The organism is Pelagicoccus sp. SDUM812002 (assembly GCF_031127835.1).
Classification (GTDB): Bacteria; Verrucomicrobiota; Verrucomicrobiia; order Opitutales; family Opitutaceae; genus Pelagicoccus.
This window is the reverse complement of the sequence record NZ_JARXHX010000008.1, coordinates 117,924-142,698: the sequence shown is the minus strand read 5'-3', so window position 1 is coordinate 142,698 and position 24,775 is coordinate 117,924. Positions and strand designations below refer to the sequence as shown.

15 protein-coding genes are annotated in these 24,775 nt (G+C 53.2%); 10 read left to right on the top strand and 5 right to left on the bottom strand.

From position 1 onward, the window contains the following. The first annotated feature begins 145 nt into the window (after positions 1-145). Positions 146-1,495 (top strand): MFS transporter, encoded by a 1,350-nt coding sequence (locus tag QEH53_RS13255; RefSeq protein ID WP_309023687.1) that lies wholly within the window; start codon positions 146-148, stop codon positions 1,493-1,495. Between the two features lie 258 nt (positions 1,496-1,753). Continuing rightward, a complete protein-coding gene (locus QEH53_RS13250) occupies positions 1,754-2,911 on the top strand; it encodes a LacI family DNA-binding transcriptional regulator (RefSeq protein WP_309023686.1) in 1,158 nt (385 codons plus the stop codon). An 8-nt stretch (positions 2,912-2,919) separates the two neighbouring features. Here the strand turns inward: QEH53_RS13250 and QEH53_RS13245 are convergent, their stop codons facing one another. Beyond that, positions 2,920-4,746, bottom strand: coding sequence for a heparinase II/III family protein (locus QEH53_RS13245; protein WP_309023685.1), 1,827 nt, complete (start codon positions 4,744-4,746; stop codon positions 2,920-2,922). Positions 4,747-5,026: 280 nt separating this feature from the next. Here QEH53_RS13245 and QEH53_RS13240 point away from each other — a divergent pair, with 280 nt between their 5' ends. The 3 genes from QEH53_RS13240 to QEH53_RS13230 are packed head-to-tail and all read left to right on the top strand — an operon-like array spanning position 5,027 to position 8,745. Beyond that, entirely contained in the window at positions 5,027-5,533 is a 507-nt protein-coding gene (locus QEH53_RS13240) for a 2Fe-2S iron-sulfur cluster-binding protein (RefSeq protein WP_309023684.1), read from the top strand. Next, positions 5,530-6,513: a xanthine dehydrogenase family protein subunit M gene (locus QEH53_RS13235; RefSeq protein WP_309023683.1), complete on the top strand. Its 984-nt coding sequence runs from the start codon at positions 5,530-5,532 to the stop codon at positions 6,511-6,513. Before QEH53_RS13240 ends, QEH53_RS13235 begins: the two co-directional genes overlap by 4 nt. 3 nt (positions 6,514-6,516) lie before the next feature. After that, positions 6,517-8,745: a xanthine dehydrogenase family protein molybdopterin-binding subunit gene (locus QEH53_RS13230; protein ID WP_309023682.1), complete on the top strand. Its 2,229-nt coding sequence runs from the start codon at positions 6,517-6,519 to the stop codon at positions 8,743-8,745. A gap of 98 nt (positions 8,746-8,843) precedes the next feature. Here the strand turns inward: QEH53_RS13230 and QEH53_RS13225 are convergent, their stop codons facing one another. The 3 genes from QEH53_RS13225 to QEH53_RS13215 form a co-directional block, all read right to left on the bottom strand. Then, on the bottom strand, positions 8,844-11,993 hold the full coding sequence (locus QEH53_RS13225) for a TonB-dependent receptor plug domain-containing protein (RefSeq protein ID WP_309023681.1): 3,150 nt from the start codon (positions 11,991-11,993) through the stop codon (positions 8,844-8,846). A gap of 260 nt (positions 11,994-12,253) precedes the next feature. Beyond that, the gene (locus QEH53_RS13220) at positions 12,254-16,480 is read right to left on the bottom strand and encodes an FG-GAP-like repeat-containing protein (RefSeq protein WP_309023680.1); all 4,227 of its coding nucleotides are present in this window, start codon (positions 16,478-16,480) and stop codon (positions 12,254-12,256) included. A gap of 417 nt (positions 16,481-16,897) precedes the next feature. Then, positions 16,898-17,785 carry an alpha/beta hydrolase gene (locus QEH53_RS13215; RefSeq protein WP_345785721.1) on the bottom strand — a complete coding sequence of 296 codons (888 nt, stop codon included), beginning with the start codon at positions 17,783-17,785 and terminating at the stop codon, positions 16,898-16,900. A gap of 288 nt (positions 17,786-18,073) precedes the next feature. On the opposite strand from QEH53_RS13215, the gene QEH53_RS13210 reads away from it, so the two are divergent. From QEH53_RS13210 to QEH53_RS13190, 5 genes are all read left to right on the top strand, one after another. Further along, positions 18,074-18,646, top strand: a complete 573-nt coding sequence (locus QEH53_RS13210; protein ID WP_309023678.1) for an ECF-type sigma factor — start codon at positions 18,074-18,076, stop codon at positions 18,644-18,646. Between the two features lie 40 nt (positions 18,647-18,686). Continuing rightward, the gene (locus QEH53_RS13205) at positions 18,687-20,726 is read left to right on the top strand and encodes a serine/threonine-protein kinase (protein WP_309023677.1); all 2,040 of its coding nucleotides are present in this window, start codon (positions 18,687-18,689) and stop codon (positions 20,724-20,726) included. Positions 20,727-20,899: 173 nt separating this feature from the next. After that, entirely contained in the window at positions 20,900-21,691 is a 792-nt protein-coding gene (locus tag QEH53_RS13200; protein WP_309023676.1) for an alpha/beta hydrolase family protein, read from the top strand. Between the two features lie 8 nt (positions 21,692-21,699). Beyond that, complete coding sequence (locus tag QEH53_RS13195; RefSeq protein ID WP_309023675.1) at positions 21,700-21,825, top strand: hypothetical protein; 126 nt, start codon at positions 21,700-21,702, stop codon at positions 21,823-21,825. A gap of 1 nt (position 21,826) precedes the next feature. Further along, complete coding sequence (locus QEH53_RS13190; RefSeq protein WP_309023674.1) at positions 21,827-22,939, top strand: alpha/beta hydrolase-fold protein; 1,113 nt, start codon at positions 21,827-21,829, stop codon at positions 22,937-22,939. A 192-nt stretch (positions 22,940-23,131) separates the two neighbouring features. Here the strand turns inward: QEH53_RS13190 and QEH53_RS13185 are convergent, their stop codons facing one another. Then, positions 23,132-24,661 (bottom strand): alpha-L-arabinofuranosidase C-terminal domain-containing protein, encoded by a 1,530-nt coding sequence (locus tag QEH53_RS13185; RefSeq protein WP_309023673.1) that lies wholly within the window; start codon positions 24,659-24,661, stop codon positions 23,132-23,134. Positions 24,662-24,775 lie beyond the last annotated feature (114 nt).

The following is a 24,775-nucleotide window of genomic DNA, read 5'->3' as shown; positions in this document are numbered from 1 at the left end:
TACCCGAGCTGCAACGGCAGGAAACGAGCCTGAGTTGGAATTTGCGTTTGCGACTTAACGAGATCCGTAGATTCGATAAGGGACTCTCTTGGATGGGTTGATTCCTATGCGGGAGAACCCCCGATACCTTGCCCCTAATCCTCCGATGAAAATCGTAACCAATCAGAAAGAGATCCCATGGACCTGGGTCTTCGTGCTGCTAATGCCATGGTTTGCCCACAACATGTGGGAGACGATCTCAGCTCAAGGGATGATTTTCACGCTTAGGAAATTCTATGACGACCCGGCATTTATGGGTCTGATCCTGAGCACCAACTACGCTTTCAGCCTCACTGTTGGCTCTGTGGTAGCGTTTGTCACCGACTACATTTGGACACCTATGGGACGCCGACGCCCCGCTCTCATGATCGCCTTCTTCGGAGGAGCTTTGATGAGCTTTTTCATTCCATTCGCCTCGACTGGTTGGGCTGTGATTCTATTCATCATCGGATATCAGTTCGTGGTCGACTTCGCGGTTTCATTCGAGCCGCTGACAATGGAGGTCGTACCGCCTCAGCAACGCGGTCGGTCTGGATCAGTCACGCATTGGTACAAGACCGCGGCCACCGCCGTCACCTTCGGCGTATTAATCGCTAACTTCGACAACGAGTTCGATCTCGGTTGGATCCAGTTCAACGGCGAGAAGCTGATGTACTGGACGAATTCCGTGGTGCTCGCACTTTGCGGCTGCCTTATCCTCTTTTTCGTAAAGGAGAAAAAGCCGAAGCATTTCGAGCGGCAATCTATCCGTAAACTCCTAGTTCAGCGTTTCTTTATCGAGCTGACTCGCCCGACCATCCTGCGCCTGATGGGCCTGGCGCTCGCAATTCAAACCTTATGGTTCGGGCTCCTGCAATACGAAGGGTTGCTCATCACCGAACAATGGGGGTATGAGAAAAGCGAATACGGATACTTGTCTACCGCTAGCCTTATCGCTACGGTGGCCCTAGTCCCCTTCGCCGGTTGGCTGTCGGACCGCTTCGACAGATTGTTCCTGTTAAAAGCGGGGCTGATCGGGGTCGTTGTCCTCAAGTTTATTTTCTATAGCTACATCGAGTTCGTGGTCGTCGGGCAACCGAGCATCTACGCTGTCTTCGCCATGGGAATGATAAAGTCTACCGCCGGGGGCCTCATCGCTGTAGCCTGCATCCCGCTGCTTTTCGACTTCGTCCCCAACGCTCGACTCGGTACTCTCGGATGCGGTCTCGGCTTCACGTTCGCCTTATCAAGCTTCATCGGTACGAACGTCATGGGCAACTGGATCAAGTTCGCTTCCCGCACCGTGTACGACATGCCCGAAGGCACGTACTATTACTTCGCCGGCTATCACTGGCTACTCCTCACCGGCGTCTTAGGCATCTGCTACGTCTTCTACTTCCAAAGGGCAGAGAAACGCGGAGCGATCGTCCGTATAAGCAAAGCGGAGCGTGAGGAGTCCGGCGAAGGAGAAGGCTGACCTTTCAAACTCAGACGGGGGCTTGCGCTGTCGAAGCACTGTACCACTCCGCATCACGGTCCAGCGGCACCAGCAGACGGGCGCCAAGCTTTGCAAGTTGGCAAACCAGCTTTACGGGATAATCTACTTCAACAAGTGCGGCACTTTTCCCGTTAAACATGGTCGTATGTTCCGAGTGCGGACCAGCATCGACTACAGCCGCACCCCCCCCCAACGATTCCCGTCGCTACCGATTTCACCCCAAGCCCAGGAGCCCCCATGTCCGATACCCCGTCCAGCAGTCACGCCCACCCGCGGGTCACTATGTCGACCATCGCCCAGCAAATCGGCGTTACCAAAACCACCGTCTCTCTCGCCTTACGCGACCATCCGAGTATTTCAAAAGCCACAACCGAGAAGGTTAAGACACTCGCGAAGAAACTTGGCTACCGACCCGACCCCGCCATCTCAGCAATCGCCACCCAGCGGTGGAGTATTGGCTCGCCCAGCAGCGGACGCGTCATCGCCTATCTTCGCCACGAACACGAGCATGCGAAGTCGACTCAAGGCGTCTACCTCGAGGCGGCGAGTCGTCGAGCCTATGAATTGGGCTACAAGCTAGAGCCTTTCAACGTCGACGAGTATCCAAACGCCACGTCGATCAGCAGAGTACTCTACTCGCGCGGCATTCGCGGAATCATCGTTCCGCCCATCGCCAACCCTAATTCTAAGCGAGTGCTCTACATCGAGTGGGACAAATTCACCGCTGTTTGCTGTGGCATAGGCCGCGTAAAACCACAGCTGCACACCGTCACTCCAGACACTTTCGCTCACACGCACCTCGTCTGGAAAGTGCTGCAAGAGGCCGGTTACAAGCGAATCGGAGCAGCCCTGATGAAGCACAACCCGCTCGCTTACGACGATCTACTAAGAGTGGGGGCAAGTACCGCAGCCATCCATTTGCTCGAACTCGAGGAAGCCGCTAAAATACCGATTTTCACCGGAGAGTTCGAGGACAAGAAATCGTTGATCAACTGGTACGAAAAACATCGTCCGGAAGTGCTGCTTGGCTTCAACCAATCGGTATGGGAAACACTGGACGAAGCGGGGTTCGACCTAGCAAGTGAAACTGAGTTTGTAAGCTTGCTCACCCCAGAAGGTTGCGAATGGAGCGGCATCGTCCACCACTACGAAGAAATCGCCGTGAAAGCCGTCGAGCTCCTCGACAGCGAACTCCGACACAATCAATGGGGCCTCCCAAAAAACCCAAACACCATGCTCGTCGTCCCCAAGTGGAACGATGGCAACACGCTCCGCGTGAAACCCGAGCTGCATGAGGGACGAATTGTATCGATAAAACCCCACGAAATTGAGGCGCCTGCACTCAAACCACTGGAAGAGCCAGAAGCCCTAACCACAATCAATTACAGTCGATAGACACTTTCTCATTCCCCGCCTTGAAGACGAACACGGAAACCCGCCTGTCCCGCTTCGGCCGCATGTGCCGGCAAAACGACTTCAAGTCGTTTAAGTCCGTCCATCTGCTTGTCAGCTGGATGTGGAGGACTCTGCAAAGAAACGACATTCAGCGCAGCCCCTGCTGGCTCCAATACTTGAATACGCAACGTTTCTCCGTCTTGCCTTAATACAGTGCCTTCGGGACTGGTCTCAACCTGAGCTTGGGTCGTAAGCTGCCACGCTACCTTCTGTGCTTCCCCAGAGAAGACCACATGGTCACCGATTTCCACGGTTCGATCGTCGATCACAGAGAAAGTCCGTTCCGCCTTCTCCACCTTGGATCCGAGCGGTTCTGATAAATCGACGGTCGCGGTGCGAGCCTCTCCATCGAAGGAAGTGATATTGGCCATTCCGCTAGCGATGTGTAGGGAGTCTGCCACCGTGAGGGTACTATGCCCGAAATTATTCTTGGTGAGAAGGTGCCAACGAGCACTGTCCTGCGCGCTCGACCAAAGATTTCCGCCGTGCTCTGAAAAGTAGGCTTCGAGTTCCGAGTAGCCTTGGTTACCCATATCGATGGCCCAGCGAACCCCGTCGAGCTCTAAGATAAACGAACCTGCATCCATATTCCCATGACCATTGGTGGCTTTGCCGCCCTTAAACGCTAGATACAGAGCTTTAGCGTCTTCGTGACTCGAACGGAAAACTCCGATAGGATTATCTCCGTGACCTACCCAGTTCAAAGGCAGCGGAGACGATGAGCGTTCTTGAAATTCGAGAAACCAAATAAACTCCACGGGCAGTAATCGCCCTGACGTGCTACTCGGTGGGAGGACCAAATCCCGCAACCCAATCACCTCTTCCCGCTGCAAGTAACGGACTTGGCCCGTCTCCTTCGCGAACCAAGATTGAGCAGACATGTAGCCGCCTGACGTTTTGCTGTCATAGAAATCATAATACATACCGCTCGGAGCATTGATGAGGTGTACGAAGTCCGCGCTCTCGATGAATCCCACTGCGTCATCGAGACGAAAACGATCTCCGAGCGCCGTATCCAACATATCGAACAGAACGACATTGAACTGTGTTCCGTAACCCCAATACATCGCCCCTTCGACGTAAACTCCATCCGGTCCGTACGTCTCCAAGACACGTGGCAGATGCTCGATCATGCGGTTAATCGCATCAGTCGCTAATTCAGGATGCTCCTCAGCGAGGACTAACGCAGCGGCTACGATGCCAGCATTACAGACTTGATTCCAGTTGTTCGAACTGACGAACGCGCCCCTATTTTCAGGCTGGGCTCCTGTCTCAAGACCAAGTTCGAAAAGAGCCCTGCGAGCAGTCTGCGATACTCCCGCATCGAGGTCGTCCCCAACCCAGTCCAGCGCCAAGGCAACTCCTAGCGACATTTCAGCCGTATCAAGAAAATGGGACGGATTCCAGTCGTCGAAAGAGCTGACCGCTAAAAGCACTTCCTCCAAGCAGTTCAGGTACTTTTCATCTCTCGTCATCTTCCAAGCAAAGGAAAGGTAAACCAATCGCTTTAGGCCCTTTCGCGAGACCGCCAGCAGGCGTTTTCCGTCCAACTTTCGCTCCAGCATCGGCAAGTCAATAATACCATCCGCCTGCGACATGATAAACGCATGGTAGGCAGCGGCAGCTTCATCGTTTTCAACCGCTTGCGTTATCGATTGCTCCAAGCCGTCCCGCCAGATCAATCGCGGACGGGCGGATTCTCGCAGAGTCTGGAGAAGCCACTCGGAATCGATCTGCTTCCGCGGCTGGCTTTGGGCTACTAGGTTTGTGGACAAAATGATGAAGAGGTTTAACAAAACAAGCCTGGCGATCCGAATCATACTAAAACGCAAACAGCACCATAGCCCGCCTCAAGCTTCATTCAACTTAACCCGTTGAAATATTGAAGTAACGAAAAGCGGTCTTGGATTCTGACTCACCTGTTTCCGACATAATCCTGGCCTCGAGCTCGGGGTGCATTCAGCCCCTGCCAAGTCACCGATGATGCACAACGCCCCTCAAATCGCTAATAGTCCCCCGAAATGGCCGTGGCACAGTTAGTGCAACGCGTTTGCGATGCCAGAAACAAGCGGTTCCCCTCTTCCCGAGCCTATCCCAATAACGCTCAAAATTAACGGATCGTCCCACTCTATTGAAGTGAGACCGTGGAGCACCCTTCTGGACGTCCTTAGAGATCATATCCACCTCACGGATACGAAGATCGGTTGCGATCATGGACAATGTGGAGCCTGTACGATTCTCCTCAACGGCCAGAGAATTAACTCCTGCCTCAGTTTAGCTGTCATGCACAACGGCGACGAGATAACAACGATCGGCGGCATCGCTGATTGTGAGAACCTACACCCATTGCAGCAAGCGTTCATCAAGCACGACGCGTTGCAATGCGGCTATTGTACACCCGGCCAGATCTGCTCGGCCATCGGACTCGTATCCGAGGGTCATGCCAAAAGTCGTGAGGACATTCGCGAGCTGATGAGCGGCAACCTCTGCCGCTGCGGCGCCTACACCAATATCGTCGATGCCATAGAAGAAGTTATGCGCAGCGAATCCTCTACGACATGAGACCTTTCAAGTATAACAGACCCCTTGATCTTGCCACTGCTAGCAATGCAGGCACTAGCGGATCATTCATCGCAGGAGGGACGAACCTACTGGACTTGATGAAGTGCGACGTCGAGCAACCCAGCCAACTCGTCGATCTAAACCATCTCGGTCTCGGCTCCATTTCGGAAACGGCTGACGGCGGACTCGAATTAGGAGCTCTAGCGACAAATACTACTACTGCCTACCATCCCATCGTCCAAGAGCGCTACCCGATTCTCTCGCGAGCAATTCTCGCCGGAGCCTCACCACAACTAAGAAACAAAGCAACAAATGGTGGGAACCTCTTGCAGCGGACACGCTGTCCTTATTTTTTCGATACAGACTCACCCTGCAACAAGCGTGTACCTGGCTCCGGCTGCCCTGCTAAAGAAGGGTACAGCAAACTGCACGCAATCCTTGGTGCCAGCGACAGTTGCATCGCGACCCACCCTTCCGATATGTGCGTCGCCTTGCGGGCGCTCGACGCTACGATCCGAGTTTCAGGTCCCCATGGAGAACGCCGAATCGAATTCGCCGATTTCCATCGATTGCCCGGCGACCAGCCGGAGATCGAAACAAGTCTTGAAAAGGGAGAAGTCATCACCGCCATCCTACTACCGGCGGATGGCTTTGCGGATAACTTCGCTTATTTCAAGGTCCGCGAACGTGCCTCCTATGCCTTCGCCCTTGTTTCCGTAGCGGCGGTCGCTCGCCTGGAAGGCAACCAGCTGAAAGAGGGACGCGTCGCCCTAGGTGGAGTCGCAGCAAAACCTTGGCGAGACCTCGAGGCCGAATCCCTACTCTGCGACCAACCCTGCAACGCCGAAACCTTTGGAAACTTTGCGGACGCTCTCCTGCAGTCAGCTAAGACATATCCCGGAAATAGGTTCAAAGTACCCATGGCCCGCGCAGCCATCGTTCGAGCTCTAAGCGAGGCAACCCACCTAAACCAGTTATAAGCCATGCCGACGAAACACATAGGGCAACCCTACGACCGATCAGATGCGCGAGACAAGGTGCTTGGGCGCGCGACCTACACAGCAGAGCACTTAGTGCCCGACCTCTTGCACGGACATGTCATTTCGAGCAAGATAGCATGTGGCCGTATCACCCATTTAAATACTGATCACGCTCTAAAAATCCCAGGGGTTATCGCTGTGCTCAGTCACAAAACCGACTTCAAGACCGCGCGATTCGATCTGAGCTACAAGGACATGGACTCGCCACCAGGCTCGCCCTTTCGGCCTTTCAGTACACCAGAGGTAAAATTCGCGATGCAGCCAATCGCCCTCGTGGTCGCGGAATCCACAGAGTTAGCCCGCTACGCCGCCAGATTGGTTGAGGTAACCTACGAGGTCGACCCCCATAACACCGACCTCATGGGAAGCCTTTCCGAGAGCAAAGCCGGCAAAGGACTGCGAGCTGGGGTAGAGTCGCCGTCCAACCGCGGGGACTTCCGGGCAGCTTACAACAAGTCAGAAGTTCAGACTAGCAGCGACTACCTTCACCCCAGCCAGCATCACAACCCGATGGAGATGCATGCCTCGATCGTGCACTACCACGACGAAAAATCGCTAACCATTTACGACAAAACTCAAGGGGTCAAAAATTCGCAGCACTATGTGACCATGGCCTTCGGATTGAGGAAGAAGAACGTTCGCGTGCTATCTCCCTTCGTCGGAGGCGCCTTCGGTTCGGGATTGCGGCCACAATATCAACTTTTTCTCGCCACCCTAGCCGCCCTTGAGCTGAAGCGGTCGGTCAAAGTTCAACTGACACGGCCGCAGATGTTCTCTTTCGGCCATCGCCCCAAGACCCACCAGACCGTGTCTCTAGGTGCGAGCCGCGACGGAAAAATCAACGCCATCTTTCACCACGCCGTCGGCGAGACCTCCCGTTTTGAGGACTATATAGAAAACGTGGCTACGTGGGCCGCCAAGCTCTACGATGCGGAAAACGTAGAACAGCAATATCGTATCGTTCCATTGGATACCTACACTCCTCTTGATATGCGAGCTCCGGGAGGAGCCTCGGGTCTATATGCCTTAGAGTGCGCCATGGATGAACTGGCCACCGAACTAAAAATGGACCCCCTGGATTTGCGACTGAAAAATTATTCAGAAGAAGACCCGAGTGCGGGAAAGCCATTTTCAAGCAAAGCCTTGAAGGAATGTTTCGCCCAAGGCTCTACTCGCTTTGGCTGGGACAGCCGTCATCAGAGAACGGATACGCCCTATGGCAAGCACCGCGGCAGCGGGATGGCCACTGGGATTTGGGATGCACTGCAGTTCCCGACTCGAGCTGCAGCCACACTGGCATCCGACTTGAAACTAGAAATTCGGATCGCCACCGCCGACATCGGCACAGGCACCTATACAATCATGAAGCAAATCGCGGCTGAAGAGCTCGGTCTCCCAACCGAAAGCGTCGACGCGAAACTGGGAGATACCGACTTCCCTTTCGCTTTCATCCAAGGCGGGTCTGCAACCGCTGCTTCGGTCGGTTCCGCAGTACGCAAAGCATGCCGCAAGGTTCAGAAGCAATTACTCAAAGAAGCGGGTAAAATGAAGAATTCCCCTTTTCAACACGCGGACATAGATGACGTAGTATTCGAAGACGGACTGCTAAAGCGAAAAGACGATCCGCAAATGCAGACCTCGCTGAAACAGATCTTCGCAGATCGTGATATCGACCAAATCGACAAAAAGTGCACCTGGACGCCCAACCTATTAAAGCAGCGTAAGTACTCTATGAATACACATTCCGCTGTTTTCGTGGAGGTCGAGGTAGACGCCGACGTTGGGTTCGTCTCGGTCGAACGAGTTGTCGTCGCAGTCGCCGCTGGACGTATCCTTAACCCCAAGACAGCTCGTAGTCAGATCCTCGGTGGTGTTGTTTGGGGCATATCCATGGCCCTGCACGAGGAATCCTACATGGACAATTCCCTGGGACGCTTCATTAACCACGACTTCGCCAACTACCACATTCCAGTGAATGCCGATATAAAGGATATCGAAGTAATCTTCGTCGAGGAGGACGATACAGTCGTGAATCCGCTTGGAGTGAAAGGACTGGGCGAAATCGGCCTCGTCGGCGTGCCCGCCGCGGTGGCGAACGCAGTTTTTGACGCGACTGGCAAGCGTGTGCGCGAGCTACCGATAACTCCAGATAAACTATTTGCAGAACCTTAAGGACAAAAAAGCGCCGACCCGAAGGTCGACGCTTAGACGTTTAACTAACTCAGTTGAACCAGCCCCGCCAGCACTGCTAGCGGAGCTTTATATAAAGATTAGAACAGGAAGTTCGCGCTGAAGGTGTAGGTGCGTGGATCGAGGTAGTAGAAGTAGGTATCCAGCGAATCGGAGTTTGGGTTGTACTGGGACCCGAGCACCTGCAAATCGTCGTTGTCCAAGGCATTGCTGATGTTCATTTGTAGACGAACATCAACCTTTTCGCTGACGGTGAACTCGTAGCTAGCCATCGCGCTGTAGGTTGTGTACGCCCCACCCCAGAAAGTGCGCGGCTCCGGGCTATCAACCGAACCAGGGTCGATCCCGAGGATTGCATCTCCTCGGTAATTGAATCCACCACCGAGGGTAAGCCCCTCGAAAGCTCCGTCGTTGAAAGTGTAAGCCGTGAAGAGGTTCGCGCTCTCGGGGCGGTAGTTAACTTCTCCTACACCTTCGCCAGCTTGCTTGTAGGTGAGGAATTCCTGCAGTCCATTGACGAGATCGCCAACCGTGTTGTCTCCTAAGAAGCCAGGCGACGAATCGAAGTCATAGGTAAGGCCAGCGTTCGCATTCCAAGTATCGATGTGCTTGGACATATACGCGTCAAGTCCTGTACCCAAATTCGAGACGACATTATCCGCATCGCTGTAGTTGAACGAAATGCGCCAATTCTCGGTTGGGTTGGCCACGATCTCGAGTTCGATTCCATCGGATACCTGCGACTTAGTTTCCGCCCCGCCAACTTGGTGGCCGTTTGGATTCTCTGTATCAGTTTCCCAAAGCGGATCGCTCGGGTCGGTGCGACCAGCAGCGTTGTTATCGATGGTTGTCCAGATGGCATTGATGTAGTTAACCACGTTACTGGTAAATCCTCCGCCTACAGCGTTGTCCTGAGAAACTTTATAGTAAGCGAGGGTAGCATATACCTTCTCATTTAAGTTCACCTTTACGCCAAAGTCCTCGCCGGTGCCTTCTAAGGCTCCGATTTCCATGTCCGTACGGAGATCTCGGTCTTCAAAGCGCTGAGCGCCTGCTTGGGTTTGGAAGTTCGTAGACTTGTTGGCAAAAATGCTCAGCCAATCAACTCCCGGGATATCGTAGACAAAGCCGATGGAATAGGTGTCACCGCTTTCGGTCTGGGCGAAACTTGGAGCTTCGAGACCAGTGACCTCACCAAGGTCGTCGTTAACTCTACCCCAGTTGCTGATTGAAACGTCATCGCGACGAGCGCCTAAGGTGGTTACGAGCGAATCGTTCAGTAGCTTGCTCTGGAGGGCAATCGCAGTAGACTCGATTTCAAACTCGCTTCGGCTCATGCTATTGCGAATCCACCCCGGCTGGAATGCGTATCCAAGGCTTGGATCTTCTCCCCATAGGATGCTGCTCGGTAGCGGGTTTTCCCAGGGATCTGGCACACCGCGCTCTGACAAGTTAGGTGACATGTAGTCGACGTGGACTGCGCGCCCGGGATAATTTGCTGAGTCAAACCAACGATCGTTGCGGGGGCGATTCGGAGATACGTTCGTCTCACGATATCCTTCCGAAAAACGTCCCGTGGTGGACTTTTGAGCGAAGGCCATGAGGTTGTGCGTGCCCCACTTGTCGCCTGGCTCAATCTTGTAGTTGGCGCTGAGGCGAATATCTTCCTGGGTTTCCTCGAGGTTTGTGTAGCTCGGGTTAGCGAGCACGAGGGTCTTGTTGAGCATTGGGTTGTTGATCAGCGAATCGAAGATCAAGGTGCCCTTACCTGCGCCCGGTTCCCCGCGCTCTCCGTGCGGCGGTGCGAGCTCCGCGTTGTAGGAGCCATCGTTGTTAAACGTTGGCAAGGTGCTCATAATATCCAAGTTGTACTTGATCTCGTTGAAGCCGACCACGTTCTTGTTCTGGCGTTCGTTCGTAGAATCGTTTGCCGTCAGGTTGAGGTTTAGGTTCTGACCAATCCGGTGATCGATCGAAAACCCTAAGGTCTGATAGTCGTTATATTGATTCGCTCCGGGACCCACTGGGTTCGCCCGGCGCGGTGCGACAGATTCATCATGATAAAAGGTAGGCGTATCAAATACGTTAACAGGACCCCCTGACACACGATAATAGCGTCCACCTTCTTCGCGACCTCCCACGTGGATAAACTTGCCGGCGAGCGGTCCCGTGGTCATGAGGATGTTAGGAGTACCGAGGTGGTGAGAGCGGCGCTCGAAATCGTCCGGATTTCCTGGTGTGAGATAATCGGGAAGGCCGTTCGAGTCAGGATTGACCCCAAAGCCCCAATATCCAGCTTGCGGAAGGTTGTCGCGCTTTTGCGTGTAGTTGTCATCGCCTGCTTCCCATGGGGACTCAGGAGTACCGTAGTCGAAGTAGTGAGAGCCATTCCACTCCCACTGTCCCACACCATCGAGCGGAGCCCAAGGGCGTACCCGGTTTTGGTTTAAAACACCCGCCTCGCCCGTGAAGCGAATCTCGGTGTTCTCGGAAAGGCGTGCGGTCGCAGCCAAGGCGAATCGTTCTTGGTCGTCACGCGCAAAGTCCTTCCAGCCATCTTTCTGCTGGTTCAGGTAATTGAAGCGAACCCCGAGCTTGTTGTCCAAAAACGCTTGATTGGTATCGAGAGTATAACGCATCAAGCCGTAATCACCCACCTTCACGCCTAGATTCGTGAACTCGGTTTCGGTAGAGGCGCGCTTGACTTGCGTATTAATGATACCACCCGGACCGCCGACACCGAATATAAGCGAATTCGGACCGCGAGCGATTTCGATACGTTCTATATTGAAGCTGTCCGATGCGATGAGCGTCGAAAAGTAATCGCGTGTCGCGGCGGCGTTACGATAACCGCGTACTTGAAAATTGTACTCGCTTCCCACGAGCCCGTTTCCCGTGACCGCCCCGGCATTGGTTCCGCCGCCGCCAATATCATTGCCGGCGTTTAAGCCGTAGCCAATGGCTTCGTTAATATTATCCGCGCCGATATCCTTAATGTACTGATCAGTCATTACGGACAAAGCAACGGGAGTATCGGCGAGCGAAGTGTTCAATCGACTACCAGCGAGTGTCGAGTTGGCTCGGTATCCTTGGTCTTTCGAACCATCGACGACAAACGGAGAAATGTTGAATACTTCTTCAGATTCCTCCTGTGAATATAGCGAAACGCTCGGCATCGCCAGCAAGGCAATACTCGAAACGGCTAATGCGGTTCTTCTTGTTTTGATCATAGGGGTACGAATGGGTTATGTTCGGATCACCTTGGACTTGGGTGGAACAGGGTGACGGTAGGTTTGGTAGGTTTAATAGGGTAAACTTGAAAGTGCTCATAAAAGTACCTCTACCACGGTCTCGATAAATTCAGCTTAGCACTTAACTCGTAAAACAAGGGTCATACCAACCTCTTCAAAGGAGTTAACCCGATGTACAGCAGGAACGAAGACATAGCTTTTTCCCTCGATCTGTATCTTCCACACCGCCTCGCGTCTTACTATTTAGCCTGCGGACTACGCACCTCAAGCACTGCGCTGAGAGGGAGCACGGACTCGCAAGTAAGTTCCAAACGGTAGCGCCCAGCCAAAAGCGGAACGGAAAGGGCCGTAGTCTCAGGCTCGGCAATCAACTCTGTACCAGCCCGCAGGGCAAGCGATTCGTTAACGGAAGCGAACTCGCTAACTTTCCAGTGACTATTTTCTTCCACGGGGACCCATGCTTCCCCACTATGTACTGACAATTTCAATACATTACCCGATACAGTAGAATATATGACACCGCTCGCCTGTAACAAAACAGGCTCATTACCCTCTAGCACGAATTCGAGCGCCAACGGATCCGAGGCACTCGTAGTTCCGAATACTCGAGCTTGCTCTACCCCATCGGTCTCGCTGATAAGCCGCGGAGCATCAATACCACCGACACTGTTGGACACTAAATAGAGACCAGGACCCGCTATCTCATTTTCACTAACGGCGTGTTTCGGGCGAAGGACTTCCTCTGCTCGGTAATCAAGTTGAAGCAGTGGCAGTTCCCCTTCCGGTCCCGCAAGATCCATCTCCAACCTCGAAAACGCTGCTCCCGATTCGCCCGCCCGTCTCAGAGAAGCGAGCTTTACAAATGCCTCTACCCCCACACGCGAACCGAGGACTCGGCCGACCAAATCGTCAGCCCGCACGTGAATTCCACCAAACAACCGCGACAGGCCAGCCTGATCAGCCGCATCGTAATAGGTCGCCCACTGCAAAGTGACGTCCGAGCTGGGACCAGCCTCGAATTCTAGGAAGGCATTTTCTGGAAATACAAACTGACCCATCCCCCCTGGGAAAAACGGATCACCTGTCAACAGGGTCATCACCTCGGCCCCTGCTCGGCTAAAAGTGCTGTGACCCGAAACGTAGGCTGCGAATGCGGGAGTGACGAAGGTGCTGCGTTGGTATGGCACCCAATCTTCAGCCAGGATCCAGCCAACTCCTCCTACCTCTGTATGCGAATCGCCGGGTTCGCCAGCCCAAGCGAAGACGGCGACTTTGCCTGTACTCTCGCTAAGGTGCTCGTGCCGTTGCCCCTTTGCGACGCTCTCCGCCGAAACGAGCTCGATCAATCCGGGGATCAGAGGAAACCCGTCAGGATGAAAGGAGGGCAGAGTTGGATCACTCGACTGACCATTACCCCCGAAGTAGCGGATCATCGTAATCGGCCGCGAATAGTCGTACTGACGCTTCAGGGTCCAGGCTGCAACCGCCGCATCATGCATGGCTCCGTTTATTGCAAGGTATGCTGTGACATCCCACTCGAGCCAAGTAAGCTTCTCACCTTTTCCCATGAACCGTCGTTCAAACAAGGGATGGTCGCTGATCTCGTTGTGCAAGGTATTCCAATGCCCCGGAGGCGTTTCTGAGGCAGGACCGTCGGCCCAAAACTCAGCCAATATCCTTCCGTAGTCCGCCCGCTTTACCCAGTTGGGTGCATACGGCTGGCCGTTGAAAGGATTAATAGGTCGCCCTGTTCCATCATTCGTACCGAGCGGGTTTCCGAGCAAGGCACTCGGCGAGATATCGATCAATTCGTTGTCCTCAGGATTCAAATACGATGAGTAGCGCAGCACTTCTATCGCAGCCTCTTTGAATATCTGTTTTCCTTCGCCCACATATTGTGGCGGAGGGCCAGGATCGAAGCTGATTGTGCTTGGGGTCGGCTTGGGCAAGGCAAAGGTTTTTACCTCTCGCCAGCTCACGCCGAGAAAGCTCTGGGTCAATTCTCCAATCGGTATCCCATTTTGCGATACGGCGTCTTGGAACAAGAGCGGCTGCCAACGATTGATATCGACCACTTGCGTACCGCGCAGTGAAACCGGCATGGGTTTGTTGACCGGCAAATATCCACTCGTGTCCGCGTACTCTTCAAGTTCGTTCGCACCATCTGCGTAGTTGATTTCCAATACCGAGTTTCCAATTCGATTTCCCACCGCTGCAGGGCTGTCACCCTCGTCCGTCTCATTGTCGGGATCGAAACCCAGCTGCTCCATTAGCCACCGAAATCCATACAATGACGCCTGCGCCCCCGGACTCTTCTCATAGCGCTTCGCGAGTAGCGTGTAAGCGGCGTGGCTAATCGCTTCACGCTGGGCAGCTCTCCTGTCGTCACCCCACGCGTCCTCAGGCAACGTCTCCTTATGAAACGCAGGATCTGCGTTATCCCATTGTCCGACTTCATAAGCCCAATATGCGTCCCACATGGCAGCTGAGAGATGGTATAGATTACGCGAGTGTTTGGTTGGGTCGGGAAAATCCCGTCGTATCGCTTCCAATAGAAATTCATTCCACCAACGGGCGACAGAATGTTCCTCCAAATTGAAATCAAGCGTGAGCTCCACCTCGCGGCTGTGCACCGTCGTATCACCATTGGTTACTTCTGCATAGTATACGCCTTCGTCGAAATTCGCTGTGCTTTTGATCAAGAGCTCACGACCCGTCGCGCCCGCAATGGCTTCGCCATCTTTGAACCATTGGAGCGAGGGTTCAGGGTAGCCCTCAACCTCCGCTCGCAACTCCACGCGATCGCCTATCCCTATCAGCTTTGGAACTTCCGGATGAAAGCTGAAGTACGGCGATGCGACACCCGTAGCGGGTTCGATTAACTCGTGTACTCGATTTACAGATACATTTTCGAGGCCTTGTACAATCCCAGAGGGCCAAGTGACCTCGATGTGGTCCACTGTGTCATCGCTAGTCCCTAGTCCAAAATGCAAAAAAGACTCACGTTGTCCGATATAGGCGTTGGTCGGATTATATATAAGAGTTTGCGTCGCACCCGCTTCGGTGACGCGGACCAAGGCTCCATAGCCATCCCGGTTAGATCGCGTACCAGTGAACGCGAACCGTATCCAGTTGTTACCGTTCTCCGAAGCGTCGCTGCGGTAGACTACCGGATCGCTGAAGGCGTTGACCACCACTAGGTCTTCGTCGCCGTCGTTATCGAAATCCAAGACCAGCAAAGCACGGCCGTAAGCGGTGTCCTCGATGCCGGACTCTAGTGTTGCGTCGTCGAATTTTCCCGAACCGTCATTCAGGAACAACGTAGTCGGGTCGTCTGCAGATCCTGGATTGGCTTCCGGATCATCGGGCACGGGCATACCATTGGTGACCACAAGATCGAAGTCGCCATCGTTGTCGTATTCAAAAAACGAAGCGCCCCAACCCCAACCCGGCCGTGCCACGCCGGCTAACTCAGAGACCTCCTCGAAAACGCGGTTTCCTATATAACGGTAGAGCTTGCTGCCGGAGCACAGTCCTTCCGTTTGGCAATGTAGCTCATCGAAGATCGCGGAAACGTAGAAATCCAAGTAGCCGTCCGCATCGCAGTCTGCCACCGCGACGCCCATGCCACTCCGGTCCAAACCTACGCCCGAGACTTGCGTCGTCTCCTCGAAAGTCCCGTCACCGTTGCTCCAAAACATCCGGCTCCGTATGAAGTCGGCGACCAAGGCGAGGTCCGGCCACGAGTCGCCATCAAAATCCGCCCACCCCGACGAAAAGCTCCATTGGGAACTATCGAAGTCACCAATGTCCAATCCAGCCCCGATGGTCGCGTTTTCAAAATGCCCGGGTGCCTCTTCCCCACGATTTCGCAGAAGCGTGGAGTGACGGTCGCTGTCAATAGTACCCTGAATTCCCCACTGGCTTACGTAAATGTCGAGGAAGCCGTCGCGGTTATAATCGACCAATCCTACGCTGTACCCATCGTGGTCGAGCTGCGTAACTTGGTTCGCCGCACCTCGCTCTGCTGAGCGTTCCACGAAATGCCCTGTCCCGTCGTTTAAGTAGAGCAGGAAATGCTTCGAGGCATAGGGGACCATAAGGATATCTGAGTCACCATCGTTGTCGAAATCTCCGGCTCCGAAAGCCGCGGCGTCGATTTCACCAACAAATCCACGTTCGTCCGCTTCATTTACGAATGTACCATCCCCCTGGTTTATGTAAAGCAGCGGGCGCCCTTGGTACCTCGCCAGCAAGATGTCGCTAAATCCGTCCCCGTTCACATCTACCACCGCCGCTCCGCCGTGGTTGTTTATGTCATCTTCGATCGTAGCTTGAACATTTTCCAGACCGGTTGTGCCAGATACATCGAGAAACGCCGCTTGGCATAGGGAACCGGTCCCGAGAAATAGGGAAAGCGCTGCGCAACCTGCAATGAATCGATTGAAGGGCATCTTCTGGGGCATTCGAAATGCAGCGGATGAGAGGGGCCTTACCGCTGTTCTCCTTAAATGGTAGGGGAGTGACTTCAGTTAACCCCTGCAGCCTTTTATCCCGTAAAGTTAGCTTTGCTTAGCGGGAAGAGCTTCGAATACTCAAAAAACGTAAAGGCTGCACAATCCACTGAAGAATCCCAACGGATCAAGCAGCAAGCCCTCTCGGTCTGCGTCTTTACAAATCAACTACTTCACAACTCGCCAGAGCTTGAGCGTCAACTGTAACGCAAGTATCCCAGATCCACTTTGGACCTGGGATAACAAAACGGAAAATTCGATTAAGGTTGAAGAGCCGGATCGAGCGATGATCAGGAGAGCAAAAAACAAGGACCTTCAATCAACGCGAGCGGGACCGTCAATCGGCAATTCCCCTCGAACTCCTGAAAGCTACTTCGATTCCAGAAAGTCGTTAACCTCTAGCCAATAGATGAAGCTATCGAACCACTTGTTGCTTGTCCGGTCAGGGTTTCCGAGTCCAAACCCGTGCCCACCATTCTGATACATGTGTAGCTCAACCGGAATTCCTGCATCGTACCAAGACTTGATCACGCCAAACTCGCCATTGAAGAGGAAATCGTCTGACGCGATTGCTGAGAACATTGGCGGAGCGTCCTTAGGCACCTCGACCGGCCCCATTCCACCGTAGACTGGACCGATGAAGGCGAGATCCATGGTTTCGGAATTCAAGGTGCAATGCATGGTAAGACCCGCGCCCGCTGAAAAACCGATCATGCCGATACGGTCGGTGTCGACTCCCCACTCTTCCGCTCGGTCTACGATCATAGCATAGGCCGCCTCTGCGTCTTCGAGCTGGTTGTCTAGGTTCATGCGAGGACGACGTGGTGGCTCAGCATCCTCTCCGTCCTCAGAAGCTCTGGAAGGGCCCCGATTCATCATCTCGCGGAAACCGTCGAGGGTTTCAGCGGTCGGGTGAAGTCGATATTTCAATACGAATGCGGCAATACCGCGCTCGTTTAGCGCTTCGGCAACTTCCCAACCCTCGTTGCCAAGGGACAACCAACGAAAACCACCACCAGGCGTCACGATAACAGCAGCGCCATTCGCCTTTTCTGGATCTGGCAGAAACGGCGTCAGAGTCGCCTCGGTGATATTTCGAGCCATCGGGTCACCCCACTGGCGAAACCAGCTTTCAGACGCAGGTTGGTTTTCCACACCTCCTGTATTAAGGGGGATCGCATTAGGCTCATCAGGAGCATCAAGGGGGTAGATCGTTCCGTCCTGCCCTCGGGTCAGGGGGGCGAGACAAAGTGTCATCAAGGCTAAGACTGTAGGGTATTTGGGCATTTTTTCGTGTGTTTATTAGTTAATTTCACGAGCGGTTAGCTCATTGTTTATGCAATGAATTTATTAGGCAATTCGGCATCGTCTCTATTTCGACGCTCATATTCTAAATACGGGAGAGGCTTCAGCGAACCGCCAAAAATCTGATTTAAAATTTGCCCGAGCTTGGTCTGTCGTTAGTGCAACAAGGGCTCCCGGTCGCACTTTCGAACTTCCTTGATTGGAGAAAGTGCTACTTAATAGGCCAAGTATCTACCCTGAATGGCTCACAGAATAAGCGAGAATTCCAGCCCCTCCGCTCCCTCGGATCCCCCCAAGGGCTACCGCCTAAATCGCGATGTTTATGACAAACTCCGCAGCATCGCTCGAAACCGGATGTCCCGCCAGCCTTCCGAGCACGTCACCCTACAGCCTACTGTTCTCGTGCACGAAGCTTGGCTGCAATTGAACAAGAACGAACGGAGCTGGCAAAGCCAAGGTCACTTCATAGCAAGCGCAACGCTAACAATGAGGCGTATCTTGATAGACCACGCCCGACGTAAGTCGACGATCCGCAAGGTCTTGGGAAATAAGACGGAAGAAACCGAGACGATTCGCGCGGAAACTCCAAACGAATACGTCCTCGAACTGGACGAGGCGATTTGCGCCCTAGAGGCGATCTACCCAACGCACGCCCGCGTCGTCGTGAGCAAATTCTTCGGCGGGCTTCTCAACAAAGAAGTCAGTAGCGAGCTCGGGATAAGCGAGCGCAGCGTCGAGCGTTATTGGGCATTTTCAAAAGTGTGGCTACTGCGCTGGATCGAGAACCAGCAACATAGGTCGGCATCAAGCTGATGCCCTGCTTTTCTCCGCGTAATGTCACGTCTTGCAAGCAATGAAACTTCCCTCGGAAAAAGAAGAAGAGGTATTCTGTAACGCGCTCGAGATCGAAGCTCCGCTGCAGCGAGAAATCTACCTTTCCCAGACTTGCACCCCAGAGATGCGGGAAACAGTCGAGGCCATGCTGCGCGACTTCGAAAAGGCCAACACAGTTTTTGATGAATGCTCAAAGAGCTTCACCTGGACGGAGGAAATGGAGAGAGAGGCCATCGATGCGACGAGCGGCGACTACTACATTGGCTCAACCATCGGAAACTATCACATCACTCGCTTCCTTGGAAAAGGAGGCAGCAGCTTTGTCTACGAAGCTCAGCAAGAAGTACCGGTAAGGCGCACAGTTGCCCTGAAAATCCTTCGCCCCGGCTTAGACTCTCATAAGGTTATCGATCGCTTCAACGCGGAACGGCAAACCTTGGCCATTATGCAGCATCCGAATATCGCGAGCGTATTCGATGCAGGCACGACAGACAGAGGTCACCCTTTCTTCGTGATGGAACGAGTGGAAGGGACGAGAATTACAGATTTTTGTAATGACAATCTAGATACGCTCGAGGATCGGATCAAACTTGTGATCAGCGTTTGCGGCGCCATTCAGCACGCCCACCAGAAAAGGGTCATCCACCTCGACCTCAAACCTTCGAACGTCTTGGTGAGCCAAATAGAAGAGAGCGCGGTACCCAAAGTCATCGACTTCGGCATCGCGCAAGCCTTCGCAGATCAATCGGATCCCCAAGCAGACAGGCAGAGCCCACAACTAGCCGGAACGCCGCAGTACATGAGCCCCGAGCAAACTGCTGGCCGCAATCTCAGCGACACCCGAAGCGACATTTTTAGCTTGGGGACCATCCTGAAGGAATTGACCCGGGATTACTTGACAGCTGCCAGTCCCACCCGGCTAAGCAATATCGATGCGCCTCGCTCGGACTTAAATCTAATCATCTTAAAAGCGACCGCCCACAACCCCGAGGATCGCTACCACACTGCTCTCGGGCTGGCCAAAGACCTAGAGAATTTTCTGCAAGGTCGACCGGTCGAGGCTCACCCACCCTCGAACCTCTACCGTTTCCGAAAATTATTGGGCCGAAACCGCCTTACCAGCGGAGCTCTGGCTTTAGCGACCGTAGCCATCCTCGGAGGACTGACGACTTCGACCATACTCCTATTCAGGGCTCAAGCCGCGGAACAACAGGAACTTGTGCTCAGATTGGCGGCGGAGGAACGCGAGCTCGTTACGAAGACCGCAAACCTGATCATGCAAGGGAAGCTCTCCGAAGCCGACGATGAGATCTCTAAGCTCGCGGGTCCGCTGACTCAAACCTCCGTGGAAGCGAGCTTCGTGTTCTGGGAGCTTGGAATTTGGAACGGAATGAGAAAAGGGTGGAACACAGCAAGCGAGAGGTTTCTCGCCCTCGCTCGCGTCAACCGCTTTGACGAAACGGACCAAAGCGACAAAGCCACCCAAAAATATCTACCAATCGGCCCCACGCTCATAGAGGCCGGGAAGATCGATCAATATTGGAAATTCCATCAAGACCTGATCGAACGGAAAGGGCATTCGGACAACCCAATCGCTGCGGAGCAGCTTCTCAAAGGTGGACTGCTTTTGCCCGCTGATAAAGAATGGCTCTCCAAGCTCGGCTCCCTAGCGGCGGTTGCAGAAGATTCACTCGCGCCCAACGACTTCGACCCCTCAGACTGGCTACAGGCCTGGCGCTGCGCGATACTGGGTCTCTGGTACTACCGAAACGAGGATTACGAGACCTCGATCATTTGGAGTGATCGAGCCATCGGTTTTCAGGACGAGCAGTTCTGTCGCAGATACTATTGCGAAACGATAAAGGCGATGGCCTTCCATCACCTCGGCTATGAAAAATTAGCTATGTCAGAATTGGATGCAGCGCGGCGTACAATCGAAGCTACGCTCGCCGGCCCACTCGAGTATCATATGCAGGGCTTTTGGCACGATTGGGTAGCCGCCGGTATCCTTCTTCGGGAGGCGCAGCAGCTTCTATCTGGTGCGGAGTCGCCCCTTTAGCCTACAAGCAAGCCAGCCACCCCAATACCGCCAATCAGACCTCGATAAGCGAAACGTTGGCGGATTCTCGGCTCCTGATTCGTAAGAGCAATGGAGGGCCTCTTCCCTCGCCTCGCGAAAACGGCCAACCTGACTTCGCAGCCATAAACTCAATACACGGTTTCTATCTCTATATGAAAAGTATAACAAAACTACTCGTCCTCCTATCGTTCGCAGCCAAGGCATGCATGCTCTCAGTTGTTGCGGATTCAGCTGATCAAAAAGAGACATTCGTCATCGTACATGGAGCCACTGCAGGGGCTTGGGAATGGAAACGCACCGGAGCATTCCTTCAAGAGGACGGTCACGATGTCCACCGCATCACCCTCACGGGCCTTGGCGAGCGCTTCCACCTCGCAAATGCTGAAGTAAACCTCGATACCCACATCGACGACGTAGTGAACGTCATCCTCTTCGAAGATTTGCATAACGTCGTCTTATCCGGGCATAGCTACGGGGGCATGGTCGTCACTGGAGTGATGAACAAGATACCTGAGCGAATTAAGCACGTGATCTACCTCGATGCCGCAGTTCCAGATGACGGACAGTCGATGTACGACCTCGTCGGTGGAGCACCTCCCACCTCCAACGTCGTTGATGGGCTCGTACGCTTCCCCTGGTACGACGAAAAAGCCCCTTTCCCGAAAGGCATGCCGCACCCGGAAAAGACGTTTAGCCAACCCGTCGCATACAACGATCCTAACGCACTCGCCCTGCCCGTCACATTCGTGGCATTCATCCCCGCCGATCAAGACATTGAAGAGCGGTTGAAAGACAACAAAAGCTGGCAGAAAGCCGAATCTCGTGGCTGGTCCACTCGTACCTTCCCCGGAGGCCACGTCGCCCAGCAGGAGGATCCTCGCGGTGTAGCAAGCCTCATGGAAGACTGTATCTCAGACACGAATACACCTAAAGCTCAGAACTAGGAACCGCGATGAAAATCCCCAAGAAACGGTTTCTGCACCTAGTTTTTCTGGCTCTCGCTCTGTGGTCCTACCTCGAACACCAAGCCCACGCCTCCCCTGAAAAACCTCACCTCAACGATTCATCAGCGAATTAAGATGACACTTAAATCAGTATCCATTTTTTCATTCATATTCCTGTCTAGCGTTTGCTACGGCCAATCCTTCAGACTCAATCCTATTGTTTCACCAGAGGTTCATCCTGACAAAAGGGTCACATTCCGTTTCAACGCACCTAATGCCGAAAAGGTTGAACTAAGCGGACAGTTTCAAAGCGTAAATCGACAGCTTCAGCAGCGTGAAGATGGAATTTGGACCGTAACGGTCGGCCCTATCGAGCCCGACCTTTATCCTTACAACTTTGTCGTCGATGGTTTGGGCACCAACGATCCTAACAACCAGTACTTGTTTCCGAATGAAGGTTTCAAAGCGAGTCTACTGGACGTGCCGAGCGAGGAAGGTTCCATTTACGCGCAGGAGGATGTCCCGCACGGAAAAGTGAGCTACCATTTCTACGAATCGGAAATAGTAGAGGAAACACGTTCCTTCATCGTCTACACACCTCCTGGGTACGAAAAAGGCAGCAATAGCTACCCGGTCTTCTACTTAGTCAGCGGAACCACTGACACGGAGGAAACTTTCTTCAAGGTTGGTAAAGCAAACTTCATTCTCGATAATCTCATCGCGGCCGGAAAGGCCAAGCCAATGATCATAGTGATGCCCTACGGCAATATGCGGGTGGGCACGCCTCGACCCCACACGCCGGAGGCTGCCCTGATGTACGATCGCTTTGCCGAGGTTCTCATGCAGGAAATCCTCCCGTATGTTGAAAACAACTACCGCACAAAAATCGATAGATCCAGCCGCGCGATCGCTGGATTCTCGCGTGGTGGCGGCCAGTCGCTTTTCACTGGTTTCAAGCACATCGACGCTTTCGCTCACATTGGCTCGTACAGCGCCTACCTCACACCAGAAGTGTTCGAGACTTACTTTGGACAGCTATTAGAGGACACCGAGAAAACTAATCGAGCACTCGAGACAATGTGGCTCGGGGTGGGCAAGTCAGATTTCCTGTATAAACCAGCCACGGAGTTCATGGACTATCTGGAAGACAAAGGAATCGAGCGCGAGACGCTGATAACGGAAGGTGGCCATACTTGGATGAACGCCCGCATTTACTTGTACGAAACAGCTCAGCTCTTCTTCCAGTAGTCTTCTAGATCCTTTACCAGGACGCGACCTAGACTATCAGAAGGTCCTCGCCAAGTCACCGTCACAATTCGCCGCCGTCCACGATATTGTAGATAACTAACATCGCTAACTACATTCAGAAAGAAGGGGGTGCAAAATGTGCACCCCCTCAAACAAACCAGAATTTCAGCTGTGCCTCGAAGGCTAAAACAGCTACTTGAGCCCTATCTCGATTTGCGTCAGCGAATGCGCTGGGAATCGGTAGCTAATTATATTCTTCTCGAACTTGATAGCTTCCTCGTCGATGTCCACTTGCTCTTCTGTTGCCGTGTTGGTCGCTTCAATGCTATCTCCCGTTACGGTACGTACCATAGCCGATCCTGTGTAGTCACCGGACTGAAGTTCGATATCTGCAAGCATCGCGTCCTCGCCGCTACGGTTTACTACGTTTAGGAATAGGGCTCCCTTTTCCTCATTTAGAACTGCAGACACATCCAAGTAAGGAATCTCCTCAAACAGTTCGTTGCTGTAGCTCTCACATCGCGAATAAACATCGAGCGATACGCCACGGCAGTTGTTCGAAAAGAGGAAGAACGGGTAGTAAAGTGAAGTCCGATAGTCGCCGTCCTCGGTGATGCCCGTCAAACTAGTAAGGAAGGTTAGGTTCGCCATCTTCACTATATCTGCATTCCGTATAAAAGCGTTCAGGTGCTGGGAGAGCAGCAATGGACCTGCTATACTATTACCACGGGCACCGTACTCATCGAACGATATATAGACCTCATGGTCAGTTTCAGCTTTCGCCCTCGCCTTTTCGATTAGCCCCTTAGTGATAACTATCTTCTCTTCGATATCCATCCCGAGGGACATAGTGTCGGCGAAGGTCGGCTCCTCCAAGGCTCGCAATGCTTGCGTGGCGTAGCGGTGAATTGAGATATAATCGATATCTTCGACCATCTGATCGAGAACGTAGTCGTTCCAATCAACCCAACCGTCGTTAGGATCGTAGCTAGTAGTAACGAGAGGGTAGTTCGATGAACCAGAAGCAACGAGCTTGATATCCTCGTCTACCATTTTCATCACCTTAGCAGCCTCTGTGGCGAACCGGACATACTCTTCCTTTGTCTTATAACCAATTTGCCAAGGCCCATCTGCTTCGTTTCCGAGCGCCCAGTATTTTACTCCGAACGGTTCAGGATGCCCATTTTTGGCTCGAAGGTCGGCGTAATGGGTACCCACAGGAGCATTACAATACTCGACCCAATTGCTAGCATCGTCGATCGTGCCGGAGCCACCGTTCACGCAAATGAAGTTCGCTGCTCCCACCAGATTGCAGAATTCCACGTACTCATCCGTTCCCATCTGGTTGCTTTCCGGGCGGGTCCGAGAGCGATCAAGTTTCACAGGGCGATCTTCTTTCGGTCCAATGCCATCTTCCCAGTTATAGCCGGAAACAAAATTCCCTCCGGGCCAGCGAATCACGGGGACCTGTAGTTCCTTTACCTGCTGGAGATAATCTTTTCGGAATCCGTTTTTATCAGCCAATGGCGACTCAGGATCATAGAGCGTCCCATATACAACAGGGAAAGCCCCAAGAGGTTCAAGGAAGCTTCCAAATATATTCGGATCGATAGCGTCGACCGTTCGATCCAAGTCGATTTTTATTTTTGCGGGCTCCGCACTGTGAACAGTTCCAGCAGCTAATGTTGCCAAAACAAGTAGACAAAGGGTTGGTTTAAACATATTTTTTTGGGTTATGGTTAGGGGTAAATTCAATTTCTGAGAGTCCTATTTTTTAGCAAATCGGTTCCGAAACCGCAGGAAACCCTACGCTGGCGAGCATTCTAAACTCCACGA

What these genes read in the sequence shown, in the direction of transcription:
- QEH53_RS13215 (WP_345785721.1), bottom strand. Translation starts at nt 17,785, where the DNA reads ATGACACTTTGTCTCGCCCCCCTGACCCGAGGGCAGGACGGAACGATC.
- QEH53_RS13220 (WP_309023680.1), bottom strand. Translation starts at nt 16,480, where the DNA reads ATGCCCCAGAAGATGCCCTTCAATCGATTCATTGCAGGTTGCGCAGCG.
- QEH53_RS13205 (WP_309023677.1), top strand. Translation starts at nt 18,687, where the DNA reads ATGAAACTTCCCTCGGAAAAAGAAGAAGAGGTATTCTGTAACGCGCTC.
- QEH53_RS13195 (WP_309023675.1), top strand. Translation starts at nt 21,700, where the DNA reads ATGAAAATCCCCAAGAAACGGTTTCTGCACCTAGTTTTTCTGGCTCTC.
- QEH53_RS13185 (WP_309023673.1), bottom strand. Translation starts at nt 24,661, where the DNA reads ATGTTTAAACCAACCCTTTGTCTACTTGTTTTGGCAACATTAGCTGCT.
- QEH53_RS13210 (WP_309023678.1), top strand. Translation starts at nt 18,074, where the DNA reads ATGGCTCACAGAATAAGCGAGAATTCCAGCCCCTCCGCTCCCTCGGAT.
- QEH53_RS13230 (WP_309023682.1), top strand. Translation starts at nt 6,517, where the DNA reads ATGCCGACGAAACACATAGGGCAACCCTACGACCGATCAGATGCGCGA.
- QEH53_RS13255 (WP_309023687.1), top strand. Translation starts at nt 146, where the DNA reads ATGAAAATCGTAACCAATCAGAAAGAGATCCCATGGACCTGGGTCTTC.
- QEH53_RS13200 (WP_309023676.1), top strand. Translation starts at nt 20,900, where the DNA reads ATGAAAAGTATAACAAAACTACTCGTCCTCCTATCGTTCGCAGCCAAG.
- QEH53_RS13240 (WP_309023684.1), top strand. Translation starts at nt 5,027, where the DNA reads ATGCCAGAAACAAGCGGTTCCCCTCTTCCCGAGCCTATCCCAATAACG.
- QEH53_RS13235 (WP_309023683.1), top strand. Translation starts at nt 5,530, where the DNA reads ATGAGACCTTTCAAGTATAACAGACCCCTTGATCTTGCCACTGCTAGC.
- QEH53_RS13225 (WP_309023681.1), bottom strand. Translation starts at nt 11,993, where the DNA reads ATGATCAAAACAAGAAGAACCGCATTAGCCGTTTCGAGTATTGCCTTG.
- QEH53_RS13190 (WP_309023674.1), top strand. Translation starts at nt 21,827, where the DNA reads ATGACACTTAAATCAGTATCCATTTTTTCATTCATATTCCTGTCTAGC.
- QEH53_RS13250 (WP_309023686.1), top strand. Translation starts at nt 1,754, where the DNA reads ATGTCCGATACCCCGTCCAGCAGTCACGCCCACCCGCGGGTCACTATG.